This window comes from Brachybacterium sp. AOP43-C2-M15, from assembly GCF_052446295.1.
Lineage (GTDB): Bacteria > Actinomycetota > Actinomycetes > Actinomycetales > Dermabacteraceae > Brachybacterium.
This window is the reverse complement of record NZ_JBQSWB010000017.1, coordinates 17815-35557: the sequence shown is the minus strand read 5'-3', so window position 1 is coordinate 35557 and position 17743 is coordinate 17815. Positions and strand designations below refer to the sequence as shown.

Here is a 17743-nt window from a genome sequence, read left to right as displayed (position 1 = left end):
GTTCCATGGGGCTGCTCATTCCCGGTAGGCGAGTCGCGCCCAGTCCGCGTCCATGCGGGCAAGGAGCTGCTCGGGATCGGAGCCGCCCACGATCGCCTGCAGGTAGTTCTGCGCCGGGATCGAGTTGGGGATGAACTGCGAGGCGCCCATGTAGAAGCGGCCCTCGTCGTAGTAGCCCTGCATCTCCGCGATGCGGTCGTCGCTCACCGGCGGGGCGTCGTCGGTGGTGCCGAAGGCCAGGAACTCCTCGTTGTAGGCGTTCTGGATCTCGGGCCGCATGAGGAACTGCGCGAACTCGCGCGCCCCCTCCTGCTCGTTCGCGGCCTCGGGCACCCACAGGGACAGGTCGATGTTGACGCGCACCTTGAGGTCGGCGGGGTCGTCGGTCATCGGCAGGGGGAAGGTGCCCAGGTCCAGGTCCGTCCCGGCCTTCGCGATCTCCCCGAAGGCCCAGGGGCCCTGGAAGTACATCGCGGCCTGCTCCTGGGCGAAGGCGGTGTTGCCGTCGCCGTAGGCGCGGTTGTGCGCATCGCGGTTGACGAAGGGCACCAGCTCGAGCATGCGCTGGACGGGCTCGAGCAGGGTGCCGCGGAAGGAGACCTCCGAGTCGGGGCCGACGTCCTCGCCGATCTCGTTCATCTTCTGGTAGAAGTCGCGGACGTCCACCAGGCCGCCCACGGTGTAGTCGAAGAGTCCCTGCGCGATGGTCCACGGGTCCAGGAAGGTCCCGTAGATCGGGGTGACGTCCGCGCCCTGCAGCGTCTCGCACACGGCCAGGAACTCGTCCCAGGTGGTGGGGACCTCGAGCCCGTGCTCCTCGAAGATCCGCCGGTTGTAGATCACCGACGCCGCGGTGACGGAGTAGGGCAGCACGCTGGTGCGGCCCTCGTAGGTCGGGTACCAGTCGGCCAGCTCGGCGACGTCGTCGCGGATGCGGCCGGCCTCGGGGAGGTCGGAGAGGTCCGCGAGCGCGCCCCGCTCCATGAAGCGCCCCATCTCGAGGTTGTAGTTCAGGCAGCCGAGATCCGGCGGATTGTTGCGCACGAAGCTTGCCGAGAGGTTCGTGGCGATGTCGTGCTGGACCGAGAAGCGGTCCTGGGAGAGGGCGAACTCCGCCGACAGCTGCGAGAAGTAGGGGATCGCCTCGGGCTTGGACTGGTAGAGGGTCAGCTGGGAGGCCCCGCTCGCCGCGGAGCAGGCGGGCAGGGCGGCGGCCGCCAGGGCCGAACCGGCTCCGACCAGCAGGCCGCGGCGGCTGGGCCGGGCGTGACGGACGGTCGAGGATGACATCGTCGTCTCCTTCGCGAAGGGGATGCAAGCACGCGGGATAGATGCGACCATAGATACATCAGGCGTTATATTTACGGTCTATCGGAAGTATGGAGGGGGTGTGCCCGGCATGTCAACAGCCCAGGACCGCGGCGCCAGCTCGCCCCAGCTGATGCGCCGCGCCAATCGGCAGGCGGTCATGCAGCACGCGCTGCGCGCGGAGAGCTTCACAGCGGCCGACGCGATGGCCGCCACCGGGCTGACCCGTGCCACCGTGCTCGGCGTGTGCACCGAGCTCGAGCAGGTCGGATGGCTCCACGAGGTCACTGCCGGCCGGGACGGCGCCCCGTCACGGGGACGCCCCGCCCGGCACTTCGCCCTGCGCGCCGACGCCGCCGTGCTGGTCGGTGTCGACGCCGGCCAGCACACCCTCACCGCCCGCGCGGCGGACCTGCGCGGCCACGAGCTGGCCGCCGCCCGCAGCGCCGCGGGCGGCGAGCTCGACGGGGTCGACGTGGAGGCCGGTGCCGCGGCCGCGGAGGAGAGGGTCGAGGCGGTGCGGGCCCTGATCGACGAGGTCCTCGACCACGCCGGGGCGCTCGACCGCCCGCGGCTGCTCACCGTCGTGGGCGTCCCCGCCCCGGTCGACGCCGCCGGCCGCTCGCCGATCGGTGACAAGGGCTACTGGCCCGCCATGAACCCCGGCCTCGTCGACGCCCTCGAGGGCACGGTCCTCGTCGAGAACGACGCGAACCTCGCCGTCCTCGCCGAGCGCGCCCACGCGGAGGCGGCGGCAGGACGAGCGCACGGACCTGCGGGCGGCCCCGCAGATGCCTCCGCGCACGGACCTGCGGGCGGCCCCGCAGATGCCTCCGCGCACGGACCTGCGGAGCAGGCGGCGGGAGCCGATCACCTCGCGACCCTCCTGATGGGCGAGCGCTTCGGCGCCGGGCTCGTCGTGGACGGCCACCTGCTGCGCGGCGCCGACGGCGGCGCGGGCGAGATGCGCTTCCTCGACGGCATGCTCGCCGATTCGCGGGGCGCCGACGGCGTCGCCGCCCTCGCCCGCCGCTGGACCCTCGAGGCGCTCGCGGCGGGGGAGTCCTCGCCCGCCCTCGCCGACATTCCCTCCGGGGAGCTCACCGCGATCGACGTGTTCGCCGCCGCCCGGGAGGGCGACCCGCTCGCGCGATCGGTGCTCGAGCGCATCGGGGAGCGCCTGGCGCGCATCGCCGCGATCCTCTCCAGCCTGCTCGGTGTCGAGGCGGTGGTCGTCGCGGGCGCGATCGCGGACGCCATCGAGCCGGTCCTCGCGCACTCCCGCACCGTGCTGAGGCAGATCATCTCCCCGCCTCATCCGCAGCTGCGCGCCAGCGCGCTCGGCCGTGACGTGGTGGTGCAGGGAGCGCTCGAGCTCGCCCTGACCCGTCTGCGCGAGGACCCGCTGGGGCTGCTGGCCCCGGCTCCGAGAACCGATCCCCACCCACCGAACGACCCCCACCCACTGAACGAAGGGACGTACGCATCATGACCTCAGCAGCACCGGAGGGCGGGCAGCGCAGGCTGCGCGCCGGCGTGATCGGCCTGGGCTGGGCCGGCCAGCAGCACGTGGCCGCCTACGCCGCCGATCCCGCCGTCGACCTGGTCGCGATCTCCGCGATGGAGGAGCACCTGCTGGCACGGTTCGGCGACGAGCACGAGGTGCCCGGCCGCTACCGGGACTGGCAGCAGATGCTCGACGAGGCCGAGCTCGACCTCGTCTCCATCGCCACGCCCACCTTCCTGCACGCGCCGATGGCGACCGCCGCCCTCGAGGCGGGGCTGCACGTGCTCACCGAGAAGCCGATGGCCGAGACCGGCGAGGCCGCGGCCGGGATGGTCGATGCCGCCCGACGGGCCGGTCGCGTGCTGGACGTGTCCTTCAACCACCGACAGCGCGGCGACGTGACGGCCCTGCGGGCCGTGGTCGACTCCGGTGTGCTCGGGAAGCTGTACTACGCCAAGGCCGGCTGGATCCGCCGACAGGGCATCCCCGGCCTCGGCACCTGGTTCACCAAGGCGGCGAGCTCGGGCGGCGGCGCGATGATGGACATCGGCATCCACATGCTCGACATGGCCCTGCACCTGCTGGACGAGCCCGAGGTCACCGCCGCCTCCGCCTCCACCCACGCCGAGTTCGGCCCCCTGGGCCGCGGCGGCTCCGGCTTCGGCATCTCCCAGGTCGAGGAGGGGGTGCCCTTCGAGGTCGAGGACCTCGCCACCGCCTTCCTGCGGCTCGACGGCGGCGGCACGCTGCTGCTCGAGTCCAGCTGGGCGCAGTGGATCCCGCACGACCTCTGCTACGTCACCCTCTACGGGGCCGACGGCGGCGCCACCATCGAGTGGGGCGGTGCCCCGGGCAGCGACAGGATCACCGTGTGGACCGAGGTCGCCGGGATCCCGGCCGAGCTGCAGCCGGAGGTCGGCGAGGACGGCCGTCACGCCGGGGCCGTGGCCCAGTTCCTGCAGAAGGTCCGCTCCGAGGACTGGACCCCGCACGACGGCTCCCTCGCGCTGCGCCGCGCACGGGTCCTCGACGCCTGCTACGCCTCGGCGAGGACCGGCGGAGAGGTGCGGGTCGGGAGCTGAGCCCCGGCGCCGGCCGGAGCGCCGGCGGGAGCACCGGCAAGAGCAGAGGGCGGGCCGGCCGCGACACTGTCGCGACCGGCCCGCCCTCCGTACCTGCTCAGGACCCGGGGGCGGTGATTCGCCCTCGCGTCACTGGCCTTCGAGTCACAGGCCCTCGAGTCACTCGCCCTCGACGGGCGGCAGCACGTCGGGGTTCTCCTCGAGCCAGGCCTCGACGGCCTCGGCCTCCTGGCCCTCCCCGAACTCGTTGACGACCATGTCCTCGAGCGAGCCGAACTCCTCGTCGGTCAGGGTCGCGCCGGCGAGCCACTCGGCCGCGTCGGGGAAGTCCTCCGCGAAGCCCTGGCGTCCCAGGTGGTGCAGGGACTCGGGCTCGCCGAAGTGGCCCTCGGGGTCCTCGAGCGCCTTCATCGAGTAGGCGGGCATGGCCCAGAACGGGGTCCACAGCGTGACGACGATGTCCTCCTCGGCGTCGATCGCGTTCTCCAGCTCCGTGATCATCGCCGGGGTGGAGGAGGTGATCAGCTCGTAGTCGTCGAGCCCGTACCCGGGGATGACGCTGTCCTGGGTGGCCTCGGTCAGGCCGGCGCCCGGCTCGATGCCGACGATGCGGCCGCCGAAGCGGTCGGCCTGGCCCACCAGGTCCTCGATCGAGGTGATGTCGACGTACTCGGGGACGGCGAGGTTCAGCACCGCGCCCTCGTAGTAGGCGACGAGGTCCTCGATGGAGTCGCCGTACTGCTCCATGTAGGAGGCGTGGGTGACCTCGGGCCAGGCCGAGGGGAAGATGTCCACGTCGCCCTGGGCGAGGCCCGCGTACAGCACGCCGGCCTCGGTGATGGTCTCGTGCTCGACCGAGTAGCCCATGGCGGTGAGGCGGTTGTCGAGCAGGTAGGCGGTCGACAGGCCGTCGGTCCACGACGGGATGTAGCCGAGGGTGATGGTCTCGCCGCCGCCCTCGCCGCCGTCGTCGCCGCCGCCCTCGCCGCCGTCGGACCCGCAGGCGGCCAGGCCCATGCCCATCAGGCCGGCTCCGCCCAGCAGGGCGGTGCGACGGGAGACCGGGCGGCGGGCCGCGGGGCGGGCGCCGAAGGGTCGGGGTGCGAAGGGATCTCGTCGTGTCGTCATGATCAGTGTTCCTTTCGTGGGGTGATCATCGGGCGGTCGGTCGTGCTGGTGCTGCCGGATCAGACCGTCGTGGTGGCGCGCTGGGCGATCGCTCGCTGACCCAGGGCGATCAGCGAGGTCCGGTATTCGCCGGGGTTGCCGAGGGCCGCGGTGAGGCGGTCGAGGAAGACGGCCAGCACGACCACGCTGAGCCCGGCCTCGACGCCGAGCGCCAGGTTCTGGGTCGAGATCGCCTGCACGACCTCCTTGCCCAGGCCGTCGGCGCCCACCATGCCGGCGACCACGGCCATGGACAGGGCGAGCATGATGACCTGGTTGACGCCCGCCATGATGGTCGGGACGGCCAGCGGCAGCTGGATGCCGCGGAGGATCTGCCAGGGGGTCGCGCCGAAGGCCTCGCCGGCCTCGACGGTCTCGGAGTCCACCTGGCGGATGCCCAGCTCGGTCATCCGTACGCCCGGGGGGAGCGCGAAGATGATGGTCGCGAAGATGCCGGGGACCACGCCGATGGAGAAGAAGGTGACCGCCGGGATCAGGTAGACGAAGGCGGGCATCGTCTGCATGAAGTCCATGACGGGTTTGACGATCGCGCTCACCGTGCTGTTGACGGAGGCGAGGACGCCCAGCGGCACTGCGATGAGCACGGCGAAGGCGGTGGCGACCAGCACCAGCGCCATCGTCTGCATCATGGTCTCCCACTGGTCCATGGAGAGCACGAGGACGAAGCTGATCACCGTGCCCACGGCGAGCTTCCAGGAGCGCAGCGTCAGCGCGATCAGGGCGAGGATCGGGATCGCGACCAGCGCGGGCACGATCAGCAGCAGATCCGTGAGGTTGTCGACCAGGAAGTTCATCACCGTGCGGAAGGCGTCGAACAGCCAGGAGAGGTTCGCCTTCAGCCAGTCGATGGCGCCGTCGGCCCACTCGCCGACCGGGATGCGGGGGATGAGGGACTCGTCCTGCGGGGTCATCGGTCACCTCCCAGGACGTCGGTGGAGCGGAGATCTGCGGAGTCGGGGCCGGGGTCGGGATGGTCCGGGAGCCCGGGATCCGGACTGCCCGACGGGGCGTCGGGCTCGTGCTCGCCGAGGCCCACCCCGGCGGCGGTGAGGAGCGTGACCCGGGGGACCACGCCGGCGAAGCGACCGTCCTCGTCGACCACCACCAGCGGGCTGAGATGCTGCGCCGAGAGGGTGAAGAGCTCCGCGATCGGGGTGTCGTGCGCGACGACGGGCATCTCGTGGACGGCGGACCAGGGCAGGTCGTCGCGGCCCGCGCTCACGGCCTCCGCGACGTCGTCCTCCCACAGCACGCCCATCGGGGTGCGGTCGCGCTTGAGCACGATGAGCCAGGGGTTCTGCGTCTCGCGCAGCAGCTTGTGCGCGGTGCGGGGCCCCTGCTCGCCGCCGAGGGTCTGCGACGGGTGCTCCATGACCGAGCTCGCGGTGAGCACGCGGGAGCGGTCCACGTCCTTGATGAAGCTGGCCACGTAGTCGTTGGCCGGCTCGTTGAGGATCTCGTCCGAGGTCCCGATCTGCACGATCCGCCCGTCGCGCATCATCGCGATACGGTCGCCGAGGCGCATCGCCTCGTTGAGGTCGTGGGTGATGAACAGGATCGTCTTGTCCAGGTGCTGCTGGAGGTCCACCAGCTGATCCTGCATGTCGCGGCGGATCAGCGGGTCCAGGGCGCTGAAGGCCTCGTCCATCAGCAGCACGTCGGTGTCCGCGGCGAGCGCGCGGGCCAGGCCCACGCGCTGCTGCATGCCGCCCGAGAGGTCGCCCGGACGGTACCCGCCCCAGCCCTCGAGCCCCACCATCTTCAGCGCCTCGGCGGCCCGGGCCTCGCGATCGCTGCGGTTCATGCCGCTGATCGTGAGGCCGTAGGCGGCGTTCTCGCCGACGGTGCGGTGGGGGAGCAGGGCGAAGTGCTGGAAGACCATCGAGATCCGCCGCCGGCGCACCTCGCGCACCTTGGCCGGCCCCATGGCGGACAGCACGTCCTCGCCGATCCGCAGCTCACCGTCGGTCGCGGGCAGCAGGCCGTTGACCATGCGGATCAGAGTCGACTTGCCGGAGCCGGAGAGCCCCATCACCACGAAGATCTCGCCGGCCTCGACGCTGAATCCGGCATCGATGACGGCGGCGGTGAGTCCCTCGTCGCGCAGCTCTTCTCTGGTGCGACCCTGACGGAGTGCTTCCACTCCTCGTTCGGGACGCTTCCCGAAGACCTTGTACAGGCCTTCCGCGCTGATCACTGGCGGCACTCGGGCTCCTTCGACGACGGACGGATGGCGTGCGGATGACGAGTCGTCGGTGCTCGGAGGTCCCCGGTCCGAGGCGCCGATCCGAGACGGCATCTCTCCGAATCGTAGGCGCGAACGGCTGGTGATTGTGCCCGCGAGCACCGGCTTCAGGCCGTCCGGAGAGGCGCCGAGGAGGGGAGGAGGGGCCGACGCAGGCCGACCGAGAGGCTCGGAATTCGAGGAGTGGCCTGCAGTGATGCCGGACGTCGGGGTCCTGCGCGCACGGTCGTCCCGGCTGTCCGACAATCCGGACGTAACATTTCGATGACGTGTGTGTTCCCGGGTGCGGCGGCCTGCTGCGAGCCGTCCGTCGCCCTGAGGACCGGGGCCGGCTCAGCTCCGCGGGAACAGCGTCTCGGCGAGGAATCCGGCGGTCAGACGCCAGGCCGCCTCCGAGGCCGCGGCATGGTGCAGGGCGGGATGCGGATTGTCGAAGGCATGCCCCGCGCCCTCGTGGAGCTCGAAGCGCACCTGCTCGCGGGTCCCGCCCGCGGTGACGGCCTCCCGGATCTCCTCGACCGTCTGCGAGGGGATGAAGGCGTCGGCGGTGCCGAAATGGTGCAGGCTCGGCACCTCCACCCGCGCGGCGCGCTCCAGCAGCGTCGGGAGCGCGGAGCCGTAGTAGCTGATCAGGGCCGACGGCGGGCGGTCCTCCTCCTCGGCGGAGGCGGCCGCCGCGACGGCGAGCCCGCCCCCGTAGCAGAACCCCAGCAGACCCACCCGCTCCTGGTCGACCGCTCCGTGCGCCCGCAGCGCGCCGAGCGCCGCGATCGCGTCGGCCTCCGCCCTCTCCCAGGGCAGGCGAGAGGTCAGCTCCATGCCCTCGGCGAGCCAGGCCTCGACGTCGTCGCCGTCCTCGATCCCCGCCACCGGCGGGTCCAGGCGGGCGAACAGCTGCGGGGCGAGCACCGCGCAGCCGAGCGCGGCGAGATCCGCGCAGCGCTGCTGCACGTACTCGGAGAGGCCGAAGATCTCCTGCAGCACCACGAGACCGGGAACGGGCTCGTCGCGGTCCTCGGGCAGCCACAGCAGCCCGGGCAGGTCGCCGGCGTCGGTCGGGATCGGAAGCGTCGTCGCACTCACGCCGCGACCCTACCGCGAGCGGGGCCCGCGCCGTCGCGGTCCGGCCGAGGGCCCGTGGGATCGCTCGGGAGAGCGCTCAGGAGAACAGGACCAGCGCGTACACCCCGAACAGCAGCAGATGCACGGCGCCGTGGATCGCGGTGGCCCGCGGCGCGGACGCCGAGACGGCGGAGACCGCGAGGGTCGCGCCCAGCAGCACGAGGTTCGCCGGGGACTCGGCGAGCACCACCGTGCGTCCCGTGAGCAGGCCGATCACCAGCACCGTCGGGATGGTCAGGGCGAACGTCGAGACCAGCGCCCCGTGGCACAGGTTCACCACCCGCTGGATCTCCCCGCCGCGCGCCGCCCGCAGCGCGGTCAGCGACTCGGGCGTGAAGACGATCATCGCGATCAGCACGCCGCCCAGCGCGACCGGGGCACCGAGACGGGCCAGGCCGTCGTCGAGCAGATCGGCCATGTCGTGGGACAGCAGCACGATCGGCAGCACCGTCGCGATGAGCAGCCCCGTGCGCAGCAGCAGCTCGGCGCGGTGGACGGCGAGGGTGACCCGCAGCGGGGCGCTCTCGGCCGGGGCGGCGGCGGTCCGTGCGGTGGGAGCCGGGGAGCCTGCGAGCTCCTGGAAGTCCGCGGCCTGGGCGCCGGTCTGGCGCCAGAGGAAGAACGCGTAGAGCAGCACCGTCATGCCGCCCACCACGAGGGCCTGGACCGCGGTGTAGCCGCCGCCCTCGCCGATCAGCGCCGGCATCGCGACGGCGAGGGCCCCGAGCACGGCCAGCATCACCAGATAGGCCGAGGTCCCGGTCCGGTTGGCGGCGAGACCGCCGTGCCGCAGCCCGCCCACCAGCAGGCAGAGGCCGAGGGCGAGGTTCATGATGATCATCGACACCGCCATCACGGAGTCCCGGGCGATGGTGGCGTGCTCGCCCGGCCCCAGCATCACCGCGGCGATCAGCACCACCTCGATCACCACGATCGAGAGGGTCAGCACGAGGGTGCCGTAGGGGTCGCCCAGGCGCCGGGCGAGCGCTTCGGCCTGCTGGACCACGCCGCCCGCCGCCACCACGATCACCGCGACGATCGCGGCCAGCACGAGAGCAAGGACGGGCGCGGGCAGCGGAGCCTGGAGCAGGGGAGCCGCGAGCAGGAGCGCGAGGACCGAGCTCCAGCCCAGCACGAGTCGTCCGACCACGCCTCGGGTCAGGACGGTGCGGGCCAGATCGCGACCGGTGAGGGCGCTGTCGGTGGGGGTGGTGGGGGAGTGCGACGACATGGGGTCCTCCGTCGAGGCCGTCCTCGTCGCGGTCCCGTCGGCCGGGTCGTCCCGGCCGCGGCGCCCGGGCTCGTCCACCCGGCGCGGTTCCACCGTAACGTCGGCGCCCGCGGTCAGGAAGCTCCTGGTGAGCAAACTGACCGCGGGCGCCGGTGGGATCCCTCGGCGGTGCGGGAGCCTCAGCCGTCCCGGGGGACCTCGATGCCCACCAGCAGGCCCTGGTCGTTCTCGGCGAAGGTGCCCGGCGCGACGCGCAGCGTCCAGGTGTCGCCGTCCTCGGTCCCCGCCTCGCAGCCGACGGTGCCGAACTGCGCGAAGTCCATGCCGTCCTCGCACGTGACCTCCGACCAGTCCGCCATCCCGGCGACCGGCACGTAGGCGTTCTCGGAGGTGAGGGTCTGCAGCGTCGCGTCCTCGAGCTCCTGGGCGCTCAGCGGCTCGGCGCCGAACATCGTCCCCATGCCCACGCCGGTCAGCGCCACCTCCTCGTCCAGCAGATCGGCCGCGGCCTCCGGGAGCTCGTCACCGGTCGAGAACAGCACCGCGAGGCGGGACCCGTTCTGGAAGCCCTCCTCGGAGGGCACGGACACGGTGTTCGCGACCCATGCCTGGGTGGGGTCGGTGCTGTCCCAGCTCTGCGGGCCCATGCAGTCCACGCTGTCTCCGCCCGGTGCGAGCTCGAGCTCGTCCTCGCACTCGGCGACGCCGTCGAAGGGGTCGGCGAGCAGCGCGGCGAGCTCCTCCGCGGGGAGGACGGGCGCGCCGTCGCCGCCGGTCTCGTCGACCCCGGGCTCGGTGACGAGCAGGATCCGGGTGCGGTCCCCGGCCGCCCCCGGATCCTCGGCGCCCGTCTGCCCGTCCTCCGACCCCTCTCCCGCACCGTCGTCCTCTCCCGCACCCTCGTCGGCCCCTGTGCCGTCCTGCTCCTCGTCCCCGTCCTGCTCCTCGTCCTGCTCCTCGGCCCCGTCCCCGCCGCCGTCGGAGGCCTCGATCGGCGCGTCCGGTGCCGGTGCCGCGCCGTCGTCCCCTCCCTCGGCGGCGCACCCCGTCAGCCCCAGCAGCGCCGCCCCCGCGGCGAGTGCCAGGGCGGAGCGGGCTCGGCCGGCGATGCCCGTGGTGATCGTAGTGGTCATGGTGGTCATCCCCCTCGTCCGCCGCTCGGGAGGCCCGGTGCCTCGAATCCGCGAGCCGTGCGGTCCGGATCACACGGTGCCAAAAGGTCAAGGGAGGGTCAAGGAATCCCCATGGAAGTGCGGTGGCGGGGCTGTGAACGTTCTGTGCCCGGCATCACAGGAGGTCGGCATGCCGCCGTCGTCGGAGGGTGACGTGGCTGCTCAGGGCCGTTGGTGCGGAGGTCGGCGCGAGTCCCCGCCCTGCGGGCCCGGGTCGCCGTGGAGGCGGCGGTTGTAGTCGTCCTCGGCGTCCTCGTCGGTCAGTCCTCGTCCGCCCCGTCGGCCGGCGCGGAACCCGAGGAGGATGCCGAACCCGGCCCCCACGCCGAAGCCGACCAGCGCGCCGAGGAAGAGGTTGTCGATCACTGCGAGCCCGAAGCCGATGCCCACCGTGAAGCCGAGCATCATCCCGAACGGGAGCCAGGTGGCGTCGAAGCGGCGGGGGGCGGATGGGGTCATGGATCCTCTCTCCGGTGGGGCCGTGGCGTCGGGCGCGGGGCTCAGGGGCCGAGGCTCAGGGGCCGGGGACGCGGCTCGCGGCGGCGGTGCGGTCCCTCCAGCGTAGCCCTCCCGGGGAGCGCGACCGCCGGGACGCCCGTTCGAGGGCGCGGACCGGCGGCCGCCGGTGTCCTGTGCGCGGATAGCATCCCGGGGTGACCGCGACCCCCACCACGACATCTGCCACGGCATCCGCCGCGAATCCCACCACGCTGCAGGCGCTGCGCCGCCCGCGGCTGCTGACCACCGAGGTGCTCGCCGGCGTCGTGACCACCCTCGCGCTCATCCCCGAGGTCATCTCCTTCTCGGTGATCGCGGGCGTGGACCCGACGGTGAGCCTCATGGCCTCGGTGGTGCTCGCGATCTCGATGTCCTTCCTCGGCGGCAGGCCCGCGATGATCACCGCGGCGGCGGGCACGGTCGCGCTCGTGGTGGCGCCCCTGGTGCACACCCACGGGGTCCAGTACCTGCTGCCCACGATCGTCCTCGCCGGCCTCGTCCAGATCGTCTTCGGCGTCACTGGCCTCGCGCGGCTGATGCGCTTCATCCCCCGCTCGGTGATGATCGGGTTCGTCAACGCCCTCGGGATCCTGATCTTCACCGCGCAGCTGCAGCACGTGCTCGGGGTGCCGGCGGCCGTCTACCCCCTGTTCGCGCTCACCCTCGTGATCGTGCTGGTGCTGCCGCGCATCACGAAGGCGGTGCCCGCCCCGCTGGTCGCGATCATCGTGGTCACCGCGATCGCGACGATCGCGCACCTGGCCGTCCCCACCGTCGGCGACGAGGGCGACACCGGCGGGGGACTGCCCGGCCTCACCGCGCTGCAGGTCCCGCTGGACCTCGAGACGCTGCGCCTCATCGCGCCCACCGCGCTCAGCGTGGCCTTCGTGGGGCTGCTGGAGACGCTGCTGACCGCGAAGCTCGTCGACGACCTCACCGACAGCCGCTCGGACAAGTCCCGGGAGTCCTGGGGGCTCGGGATCGCGAACATCCTCGCCGGGCTGTGGGGCGGCATCGGCGGCTGCGCCATGATCGGGCAGACCGTCGTGAACGTGAAACTGGGCCGGGCCCGCACCCGGATCTCCACCCTCGTCGCCGGGGTGCTTCTGCTGGTGCTGGTCACCGTGCTCTCGGATCTCATGGAGCAGATCCCGATGGCCGCCCTCGCGGCCGTGATGATGGTCGTGGCGATCTCCACCGTGGACCTGCACAGCGTGCGCCCCGCGACGCTGCGGCGGATGCCGCTGTCCGAGACCTGCGTGATGCTCGTGACCGTCGCGGTGGTCGTCGCGACCAGCAACCTCGCCCTCGGCGTCGCCGCCGGGGTGCTGCTCGCGATGGTGCTGTTCGCGCGCCGGGTCGCGCATGTGACCACGGTGGAGAGGGTGGTGGGCGAGGGGATCGCCGAGTACGCGGTGCGCGGCCCGCTGTTCTTCGGCAGCAGCAACGACCTCGTCGAGCAGTTCGCCTATGCGCAGGACCCGCCGCTGGTGAGCGTCGACTTCTCCGCCGCCCAGATCTGGGACGCCTCGACCGTGGCCGTGCTCGACTCCCTGCAGAGCAAGTACGCCGACCACGGCAAGGACGTGCGCTTCACCGGGCTCGACGAGCGCTCCACCCGGTTCCACGGGCGGCTCACCGGCACGTTGAACTGACCGCTCACCAGGGCAGGACGTCCGGCACCGGCTCCGCGCCGAGCACGTGCTGATCGCAGAAGGCCAGCACCGCCTGGTTCCAGGCCAGGGCGTTCGACGGGGTCAGCACCCAGTGGTTCTCGCTGGTCAGCTGCAGGAAGCGGTGAGGCATGTCCTCCGGGTCGCCCTCCCAGGCCGAGACCAGGTCCCACCACAGACGGAGCGCCTCGCTGACCGGCACCCGGTAGTCGCGGTTGCCGTGGGTGACGAGCATCGGGGTGGTGATGGCGTCGATCTCGTGGTGCGGCGAGTTGGTCCGGTACCAGTCCGGGTCCGCGTCCTCGTGCAGGTGCACCCGCATCTTCGAGGCGGCGGCGTCGGTGGTGCGGTGCTGCTGGGGCAGCGCCCACAGCCCGGCGTGGGTGACGATCGCGTCGAAGCGGTCGCTGTGCCCTGCGATCCAGTTCGCCAGGAACCCGCCGAAGGAGGCGCCCAGCATCGCGGTGCGCGAGCCGTCGAGGTCCGCGCGCTGCAGCACCTGGTCGAAGAGGGTCTCGCACTCGCGGAACACCACCTCCGCCCGGCGCGGCCAGCCGCGGTTGAGCCCTTCGTCCCCGTAGCCGGTGGACATCGCCGGATCGGGCATCAGCACCGCGTAGCCCCGCTCGACCGACAGCCACGGGCACCAGCGCCAGCTCCAGGCGTTGTAGGAGGCGTGGGGCCCGCCGTGGATCCACAGCATCACCGGTGCGGGCTCCGCGGCCGAGGCCGAGGCCGGCACGCACAGCCAGCCGGTCACGGTGACCCCGTCGACCTCCGTCTCCACCCGCTCCAGGGTGCCGGGCAGCGCGCCGACCTCGCCCGGCGCGGGAAGCTCCGTCACCGCCCCGTCGGCCGCGATCCGCACCGGCCGGGCCGGGGTGCCGACGTCGCTGCGCAGCGCGAGCACCGCGCCGTCGGAGGCGGCTGCGAGGGAGGAGTAGACCCCGTCGGAGGCGAGGGTCCGCGCCTCGCCGGTGGCGGCGTCCACGGTGAGGACCGCCCCGGAGGAGTGCAGATCGCCGGCGACCAGCAGGGTGGTCGCGTCGGCCCAGTCGAGGTCGGAGAGGGTGAGGTCGCCGAGCGGGACGGTGACCGTCGCGCCGTCGGCGAGGGTGCGGATCTCGAGCCGGGAGTAGCTGGTGTCGCTCGGTGTGGACAGGGTCGAGCGGACCAGGGCGAGGCGCGCGCCGTCCGGGGAGAAGGAGGGGCTGGAGTACTGGGACTCGTCGTCGGCCTCGAGCAGGGTGGTGCGCTGGTGGGTCGCGGTGTCCAGGAGCACCAGGTCGCTGCGGGTCTCGCCGCCGCGCACGCGGCGGGTCCAGGAGGTCGCGACGGTGGTGCCGTCGGGGGAGAGGTCCGCGGCGGCGGAGTTCAGCGGCACCGTGCCGACGCCGGGGGTGAGGTCGGTGATCTCGCCGTCCGGGGAGACCAGCACCAGGTGGCGCTCGGCGTCGCCGAGCTCGTGGTCCCACTGCCGGATCGGCATGCCGGTGTGCCAGATGGTGGTCTGCTTCGCGTCCTTGCGGGTGCTGCGGCGCTCGGCGTCGTCCTCGAGGGAGCCGCCGGGCAGCACGCTGGTGGCGGCGAGCACGGTGCCGTCCTCCGCCACGGCGAGCAGGCTGATCCCGCCCGGGGTCGCGGCGAGCAGCTGCGCCTCGCCGGTCGCGGGCAGGCGCCAGATCGCGGGCTTGTCCTCCACGCTCTCGCCCTGCGGATCGGGCCGGGAGGAGCTGAACAGGATCGACCCGTCGGGGGCGGGCACGGGGGCGCTCTCGCCCTTCTCGGAGAAGGTCAGCCGACGGGCGGGCTTCTCGCCCGCGGGGTCGAGCTCCCACAGCGAGGAGACCAGCTTCGAGCCCGGTTCGTCGGCCTCCTGGATCGCGGCGATCACGCGGCCGTCCGGGCCGGCGGCCACGGAGGCGAGGCGGGGGATGCGCAGGAAGCCGTCGATGTCGGAGAAGTCGGTGAAGCTCTCGGACGGAGTGGGGCTGGTGGTGGGGATGGCGTCGTCGGAAGTCACCCGCGTCACGCTACCGGCGGTCACGGCTCGATGACGAGCTTCCCGCCGAGGTGACCCCTCTCGAGACGCGCGATCGCCTGGGCGGCACGGACCAGCGGGAAGGTCTCCAGCACGCACGGGGTCACCTGCCCGGAGGCGGCCAGCTCGGTGATCCCCGCCAGCGCCGCCTCCGAGCGGGCGCGGCCGGTGCCGCCCAGCGCCGTCGCGGTGTCCTCGTCGGCCGCCGAGACCAGGCGGGACGGATCGTCGACGAGCGGTGCCAGAGCGCGCAGCGCCGCCCCGCCGACGAGGTCGACCAGCAGCGACGCCCCCTCCGGCGCCAGGTCGCGCACCGCGTCCGCGGCGCCGTCGCCGGAGGGGACGTGCCGCGCGCCCGTCTCCTCGATCAGGGAGCACTTGCCCTCCGACGCGACCCCGATCGCCCGGAGTCCGCGGGCCCGTGCGATCTGCAGGACCGATCGGCCCACGCCGCCGCCGGCTCCGAGCACCAGCACCGTGTCGCCGGCCTCGAGGGGGACCTGGTGGAGGAGGTCGTACGCAGTGGTGCCCGCGACGGGCAGCGTCGCCGCGACGGCGAAGGACAGCGCGGCGGGCTTCCGCACGGAGTCGGCGGCTCGCAGCACCGTGCGCTCCGCGAAGGAGCCCTGGCCCCGGGCGGGAGCGCCGAGCACCTCGTCGCCGACGGCGACGTCCTCCACCCCGTCCCCGAGGGCCGTGACCACGCCCGCGGCTTCGAGGCCCATGGCCAGGGGCAGCGGGCCGGAGGTGCCGAACAGGCCCTCACGGCGCTTGACGTCGGCCGGGTTCACGCCGGCGGCGCGCACCGCGATCGCGATCTCGCCCGCCCGGGGCGAGGGAGCATCGCGCTCGATCAGCTGCAGATGCTCGGGGCCGCCGTAGGCGGTGGCGACCAGGACGAGGGACCGGGCGGCGGACATGGCAGCGATCCTCGGCGATCGGCGACGCCCGGTCAAGACGCCGTCCGGAGTGGCCTGCTGCGCTCCTGCGGCACCGGAGGGCCTCGTCGCCGCACGGCGAGCGTTCGCCGCGCGGGGAGCGTTCGCCGCCGGCGAGGAACTCCATGTCCGCACGATCCGTCCAGTGCCCCCGGCGCGATTCGAACGCGCGACACCCGCTTTAGGAGAGCGGTGCTCTATCCCCTGAGCTACGGGGGCGAAGCGGCCTCGACGCGATCTGCACCGCGAACCGGGGCCTGGGACATCGTAGCGCTCCGTGGGAGAATCCCTGCATGTCCCGCGATCTGCACGAGACCTCCGCCACCGTCGCCGCCGTGATCCTGGCCGGCGGGGCCTCCTCGCGCCTGGGCGGCACGGACAAGACCCGCCTGCCCATCGCCGGGGCGACTGCGCTGGAGCGGGTGCTGCGCGCCGCCCCCGTCGGCCGCCGCATCGTGGTGGGTCCCAGCGGCGAGGACGGCGACGTGCTCGCCGAGCGCCACGGAGCCCGCTTCGTGCTCGAGGACCCGCCGCGCTCCGGGCCGCTGGCCGCCCTCGCCCGCGGCGTCGCGGAGTTCTCCGAGGGGCCCGACGAGGCGACCGTGCTCGTGCTCGGCGGTGACATGCCGATGCTGCGCCCGGAGACCCTCCGCGCCCTCGCCGAGCGCAGCGCCGAGACGACCTCCGTCGCCGCGCTCGAGGCCGAGGACGGGACCGTGCAGTTCCTGGGCGCCGCCTGGCCGCTGGGGCGGCTGCGCGCCGCCCTCGCCGAGGTCGAGAACCCCGACGGCGGCTGGGCGGGGCTCAGCCTGCGTCGCCTCTACGGTCGGCTCGGCGAGGAGGAGCTCGCGACCGTGCCCGTCACCGGTGCCGAAGGGTCCGACATCGACACCCCCGACGCCCTCGCCCAGGTGCGCCGCGCCGCCGGCCCCCGCATCGCCCTCGCCCAGATCGAGGTCTCCGAGCAGTTCGAGGAGACCGTCGCGACGGTGCGGTTCGCGGTCGCCGAGGCCGCTGAGCAGGGCGCCCATCTGGTGCTGCTGCCCGAGGCCACGCTCAGCCCCTTCGGCACGGACCTGCGCGGGGCCGCCGAGGCGCACCATGAGCGCTTCGCCCAGATCGTCCAGGAGCTCGCCGAGCAGCACGCGATCGTGGTGGTCGCCGGATCGTTCACCGCCACCGACGACGGTCGTGTCCACAACACCGTCATCGTGCGCGGCCCGAACTGGGACCCGCATCTCGAGTACCGCAAGATCCACCTCTTCGACGCCTTCGGGGCCGACGAGTCCAGGACGGTCGCTCCCGGCGACGAGCTGGTCATCTTCGAGCTCGCCGGCACCCATGTCGGGATCGCCACCTGCTACGACGTGCGTTTCCCGGAGCAGTTCACGGCGCTCGCCCAGCTCGGTGCGCAGGCGATCCTGCTGCCGCTGGCCTGGAAGGAGGGGCCGGGCAAGCGCGAGCAGCTGCAGCTGCTGCTGCGCGCCCGCGCCCTCGACGCCACCACCGTGGTCCTCGCCGCGGACCAGTCCCCGCCTGCGGAGTACACGGGCAAGGATGCTCGCGGCATCGGCCGCAGCGCCGTCGTCGGGCCCCTCGGCGCCGTCCAGCAGGAGCTGGGGCGCGAGCCCGGCCTGCTGCTGGTGGACCTCGACCTCGAGGAGATCGCGGCCGCCCGCGCGGCCCTGCCGGTACTCGAGCACCATGTGGAGCTGCCCCGCGCCTGAGGCGAGGCCGT

At 73.0% G+C, this 17743-nt stretch carries 14 protein-coding genes and 1 tRNA gene; 4 read left to right on the top strand and 11 right to left on the bottom strand.

The features are described from left to right. Positions 1–15: 15 nt before the first annotated feature. Entirely contained in the window at positions 16–1290 is a 1275-nt protein-coding gene (locus ACT3SP_RS15885; RefSeq protein WP_444588277.1) for an ABC transporter substrate-binding protein, read from the bottom strand. A gap of 109 nt (positions 1291–1399) precedes the next feature. Between ACT3SP_RS15885 and ACT3SP_RS15880 the strand changes: the two genes are divergently transcribed. Next, entirely contained in the window at positions 1400–2800 is a 1401-nt protein-coding gene (locus ACT3SP_RS15880) for an ROK family protein (RefSeq protein ID WP_444588276.1), read from the top strand. Then, complete coding sequence (locus tag ACT3SP_RS15875) at positions 2797–3897, top strand: Gfo/Idh/MocA family protein (protein WP_444588275.1); 1101 nt, start codon at positions 2797–2799, stop codon at positions 3895–3897. The genes ACT3SP_RS15880 and ACT3SP_RS15875 overlap by 4 nt, the downstream gene beginning before the upstream one ends. Positions 3898–4056: 159 nt before the next feature. Here the strand turns inward: ACT3SP_RS15875 and ACT3SP_RS15870 are convergent, their stop codons facing one another. The 7 genes from ACT3SP_RS15870 to ACT3SP_RS15840 all read right to left on the bottom strand — a co-directional run bounded on the left by ACT3SP_RS15870 (position 4057) and on the right by ACT3SP_RS15840 (position 11314). Beyond that, on the bottom strand, positions 4057–5025 hold the full coding sequence (locus ACT3SP_RS15870; protein ID WP_444588274.1) for a glycine betaine ABC transporter substrate-binding protein: 969 nt from the start codon (positions 5023–5025) through the stop codon (positions 4057–4059). A gap of 59 nt (positions 5026–5084) precedes the next feature. Beyond that, a complete protein-coding gene (locus ACT3SP_RS15865) occupies positions 5085–5996 on the bottom strand; it encodes an ABC transporter permease (protein WP_444588273.1) in 912 nt (303 codons plus the stop codon). Beyond that, positions 5993–7291, bottom strand: coding sequence for a quaternary amine ABC transporter ATP-binding protein (locus tag ACT3SP_RS15860; RefSeq protein ID WP_444588272.1), 1299 nt, complete (start codon positions 7289–7291; stop codon positions 5993–5995). Before ACT3SP_RS15860 ends, ACT3SP_RS15865 begins: the two co-directional genes overlap by 4 nt. 372 nt (positions 7292–7663) lie before the next feature. Then, the gene (locus ACT3SP_RS15855) at positions 7664–8413 is read right to left on the bottom strand and encodes a dienelactone hydrolase family protein (protein WP_444588271.1); all 750 of its coding nucleotides are present in this window, start codon (positions 8411–8413) and stop codon (positions 7664–7666) included. Positions 8414–8489: 76 nt separating this feature from the next. Then, positions 8490–9683, bottom strand: a complete 1194-nt coding sequence (locus ACT3SP_RS15850; RefSeq protein WP_444588270.1) for a calcium:proton antiporter — start codon at positions 9681–9683, stop codon at positions 8490–8492. Positions 9684–9862: 179 nt separating this feature from the next. Continuing rightward, positions 9863–10816: a hypothetical protein gene (locus ACT3SP_RS15845; RefSeq protein WP_444588269.1), complete on the bottom strand. Its 954-nt coding sequence runs from the start codon at positions 10814–10816 to the stop codon at positions 9863–9865. Positions 10817–11017: 201 nt separating this feature from the next. Further along, positions 11018–11314 (bottom strand): hypothetical protein, encoded by a 297-nt coding sequence (locus tag ACT3SP_RS15840; RefSeq protein ID WP_444588268.1) that lies wholly within the window; start codon positions 11312–11314, stop codon positions 11018–11020. 194 nt (positions 11315–11508) lie between these two features. Here ACT3SP_RS15840 and ACT3SP_RS15835 point away from each other — a divergent pair, with 194 nt between their 5' ends. Beyond that, entirely contained in the window at positions 11509–13008 is a 1500-nt protein-coding gene (locus ACT3SP_RS15835) for a SulP family inorganic anion transporter (protein WP_444588267.1), read from the top strand. 4 nt (positions 13009–13012) lie between these two features. Here the strand turns inward: ACT3SP_RS15835 and ACT3SP_RS15830 are convergent, their stop codons facing one another. From ACT3SP_RS15830 to ACT3SP_RS15820, 3 genes are all read right to left on the bottom strand, one after another. Beyond that, positions 13013–15049 carry a prolyl oligopeptidase family serine peptidase gene (locus ACT3SP_RS15830; RefSeq protein ID WP_444588266.1) on the bottom strand — a complete coding sequence of 679 codons (2037 nt, stop codon included), beginning with the start codon at positions 15047–15049 and terminating at the stop codon, positions 13013–13015. Between the two features lie 20 nt (positions 15050–15069). Further along, positions 15070–15987, bottom strand: coding sequence for an NADP-dependent oxidoreductase (locus ACT3SP_RS15825; protein ID WP_444588265.1), 918 nt, complete (start codon positions 15985–15987; stop codon positions 15070–15072). A 164-nt stretch (positions 15988–16151) separates the two neighbouring features. Then, positions 16152–16224, bottom strand: a tRNA-Arg gene (locus ACT3SP_RS15820). A gap of 74 nt (positions 16225–16298) precedes the next feature. Between ACT3SP_RS15820 and ACT3SP_RS15815 the strand changes: the two genes are divergently transcribed. Continuing rightward, positions 16299–17732 carry a nitrilase-related carbon-nitrogen hydrolase gene (locus ACT3SP_RS15815; RefSeq protein WP_444588264.1) on the top strand — a complete coding sequence of 478 codons (1434 nt, stop codon included), beginning with the start codon at positions 16299–16301 and terminating at the stop codon, positions 17730–17732. The last annotated feature ends 11 nt before the right edge of the window (positions 17733–17743 follow it).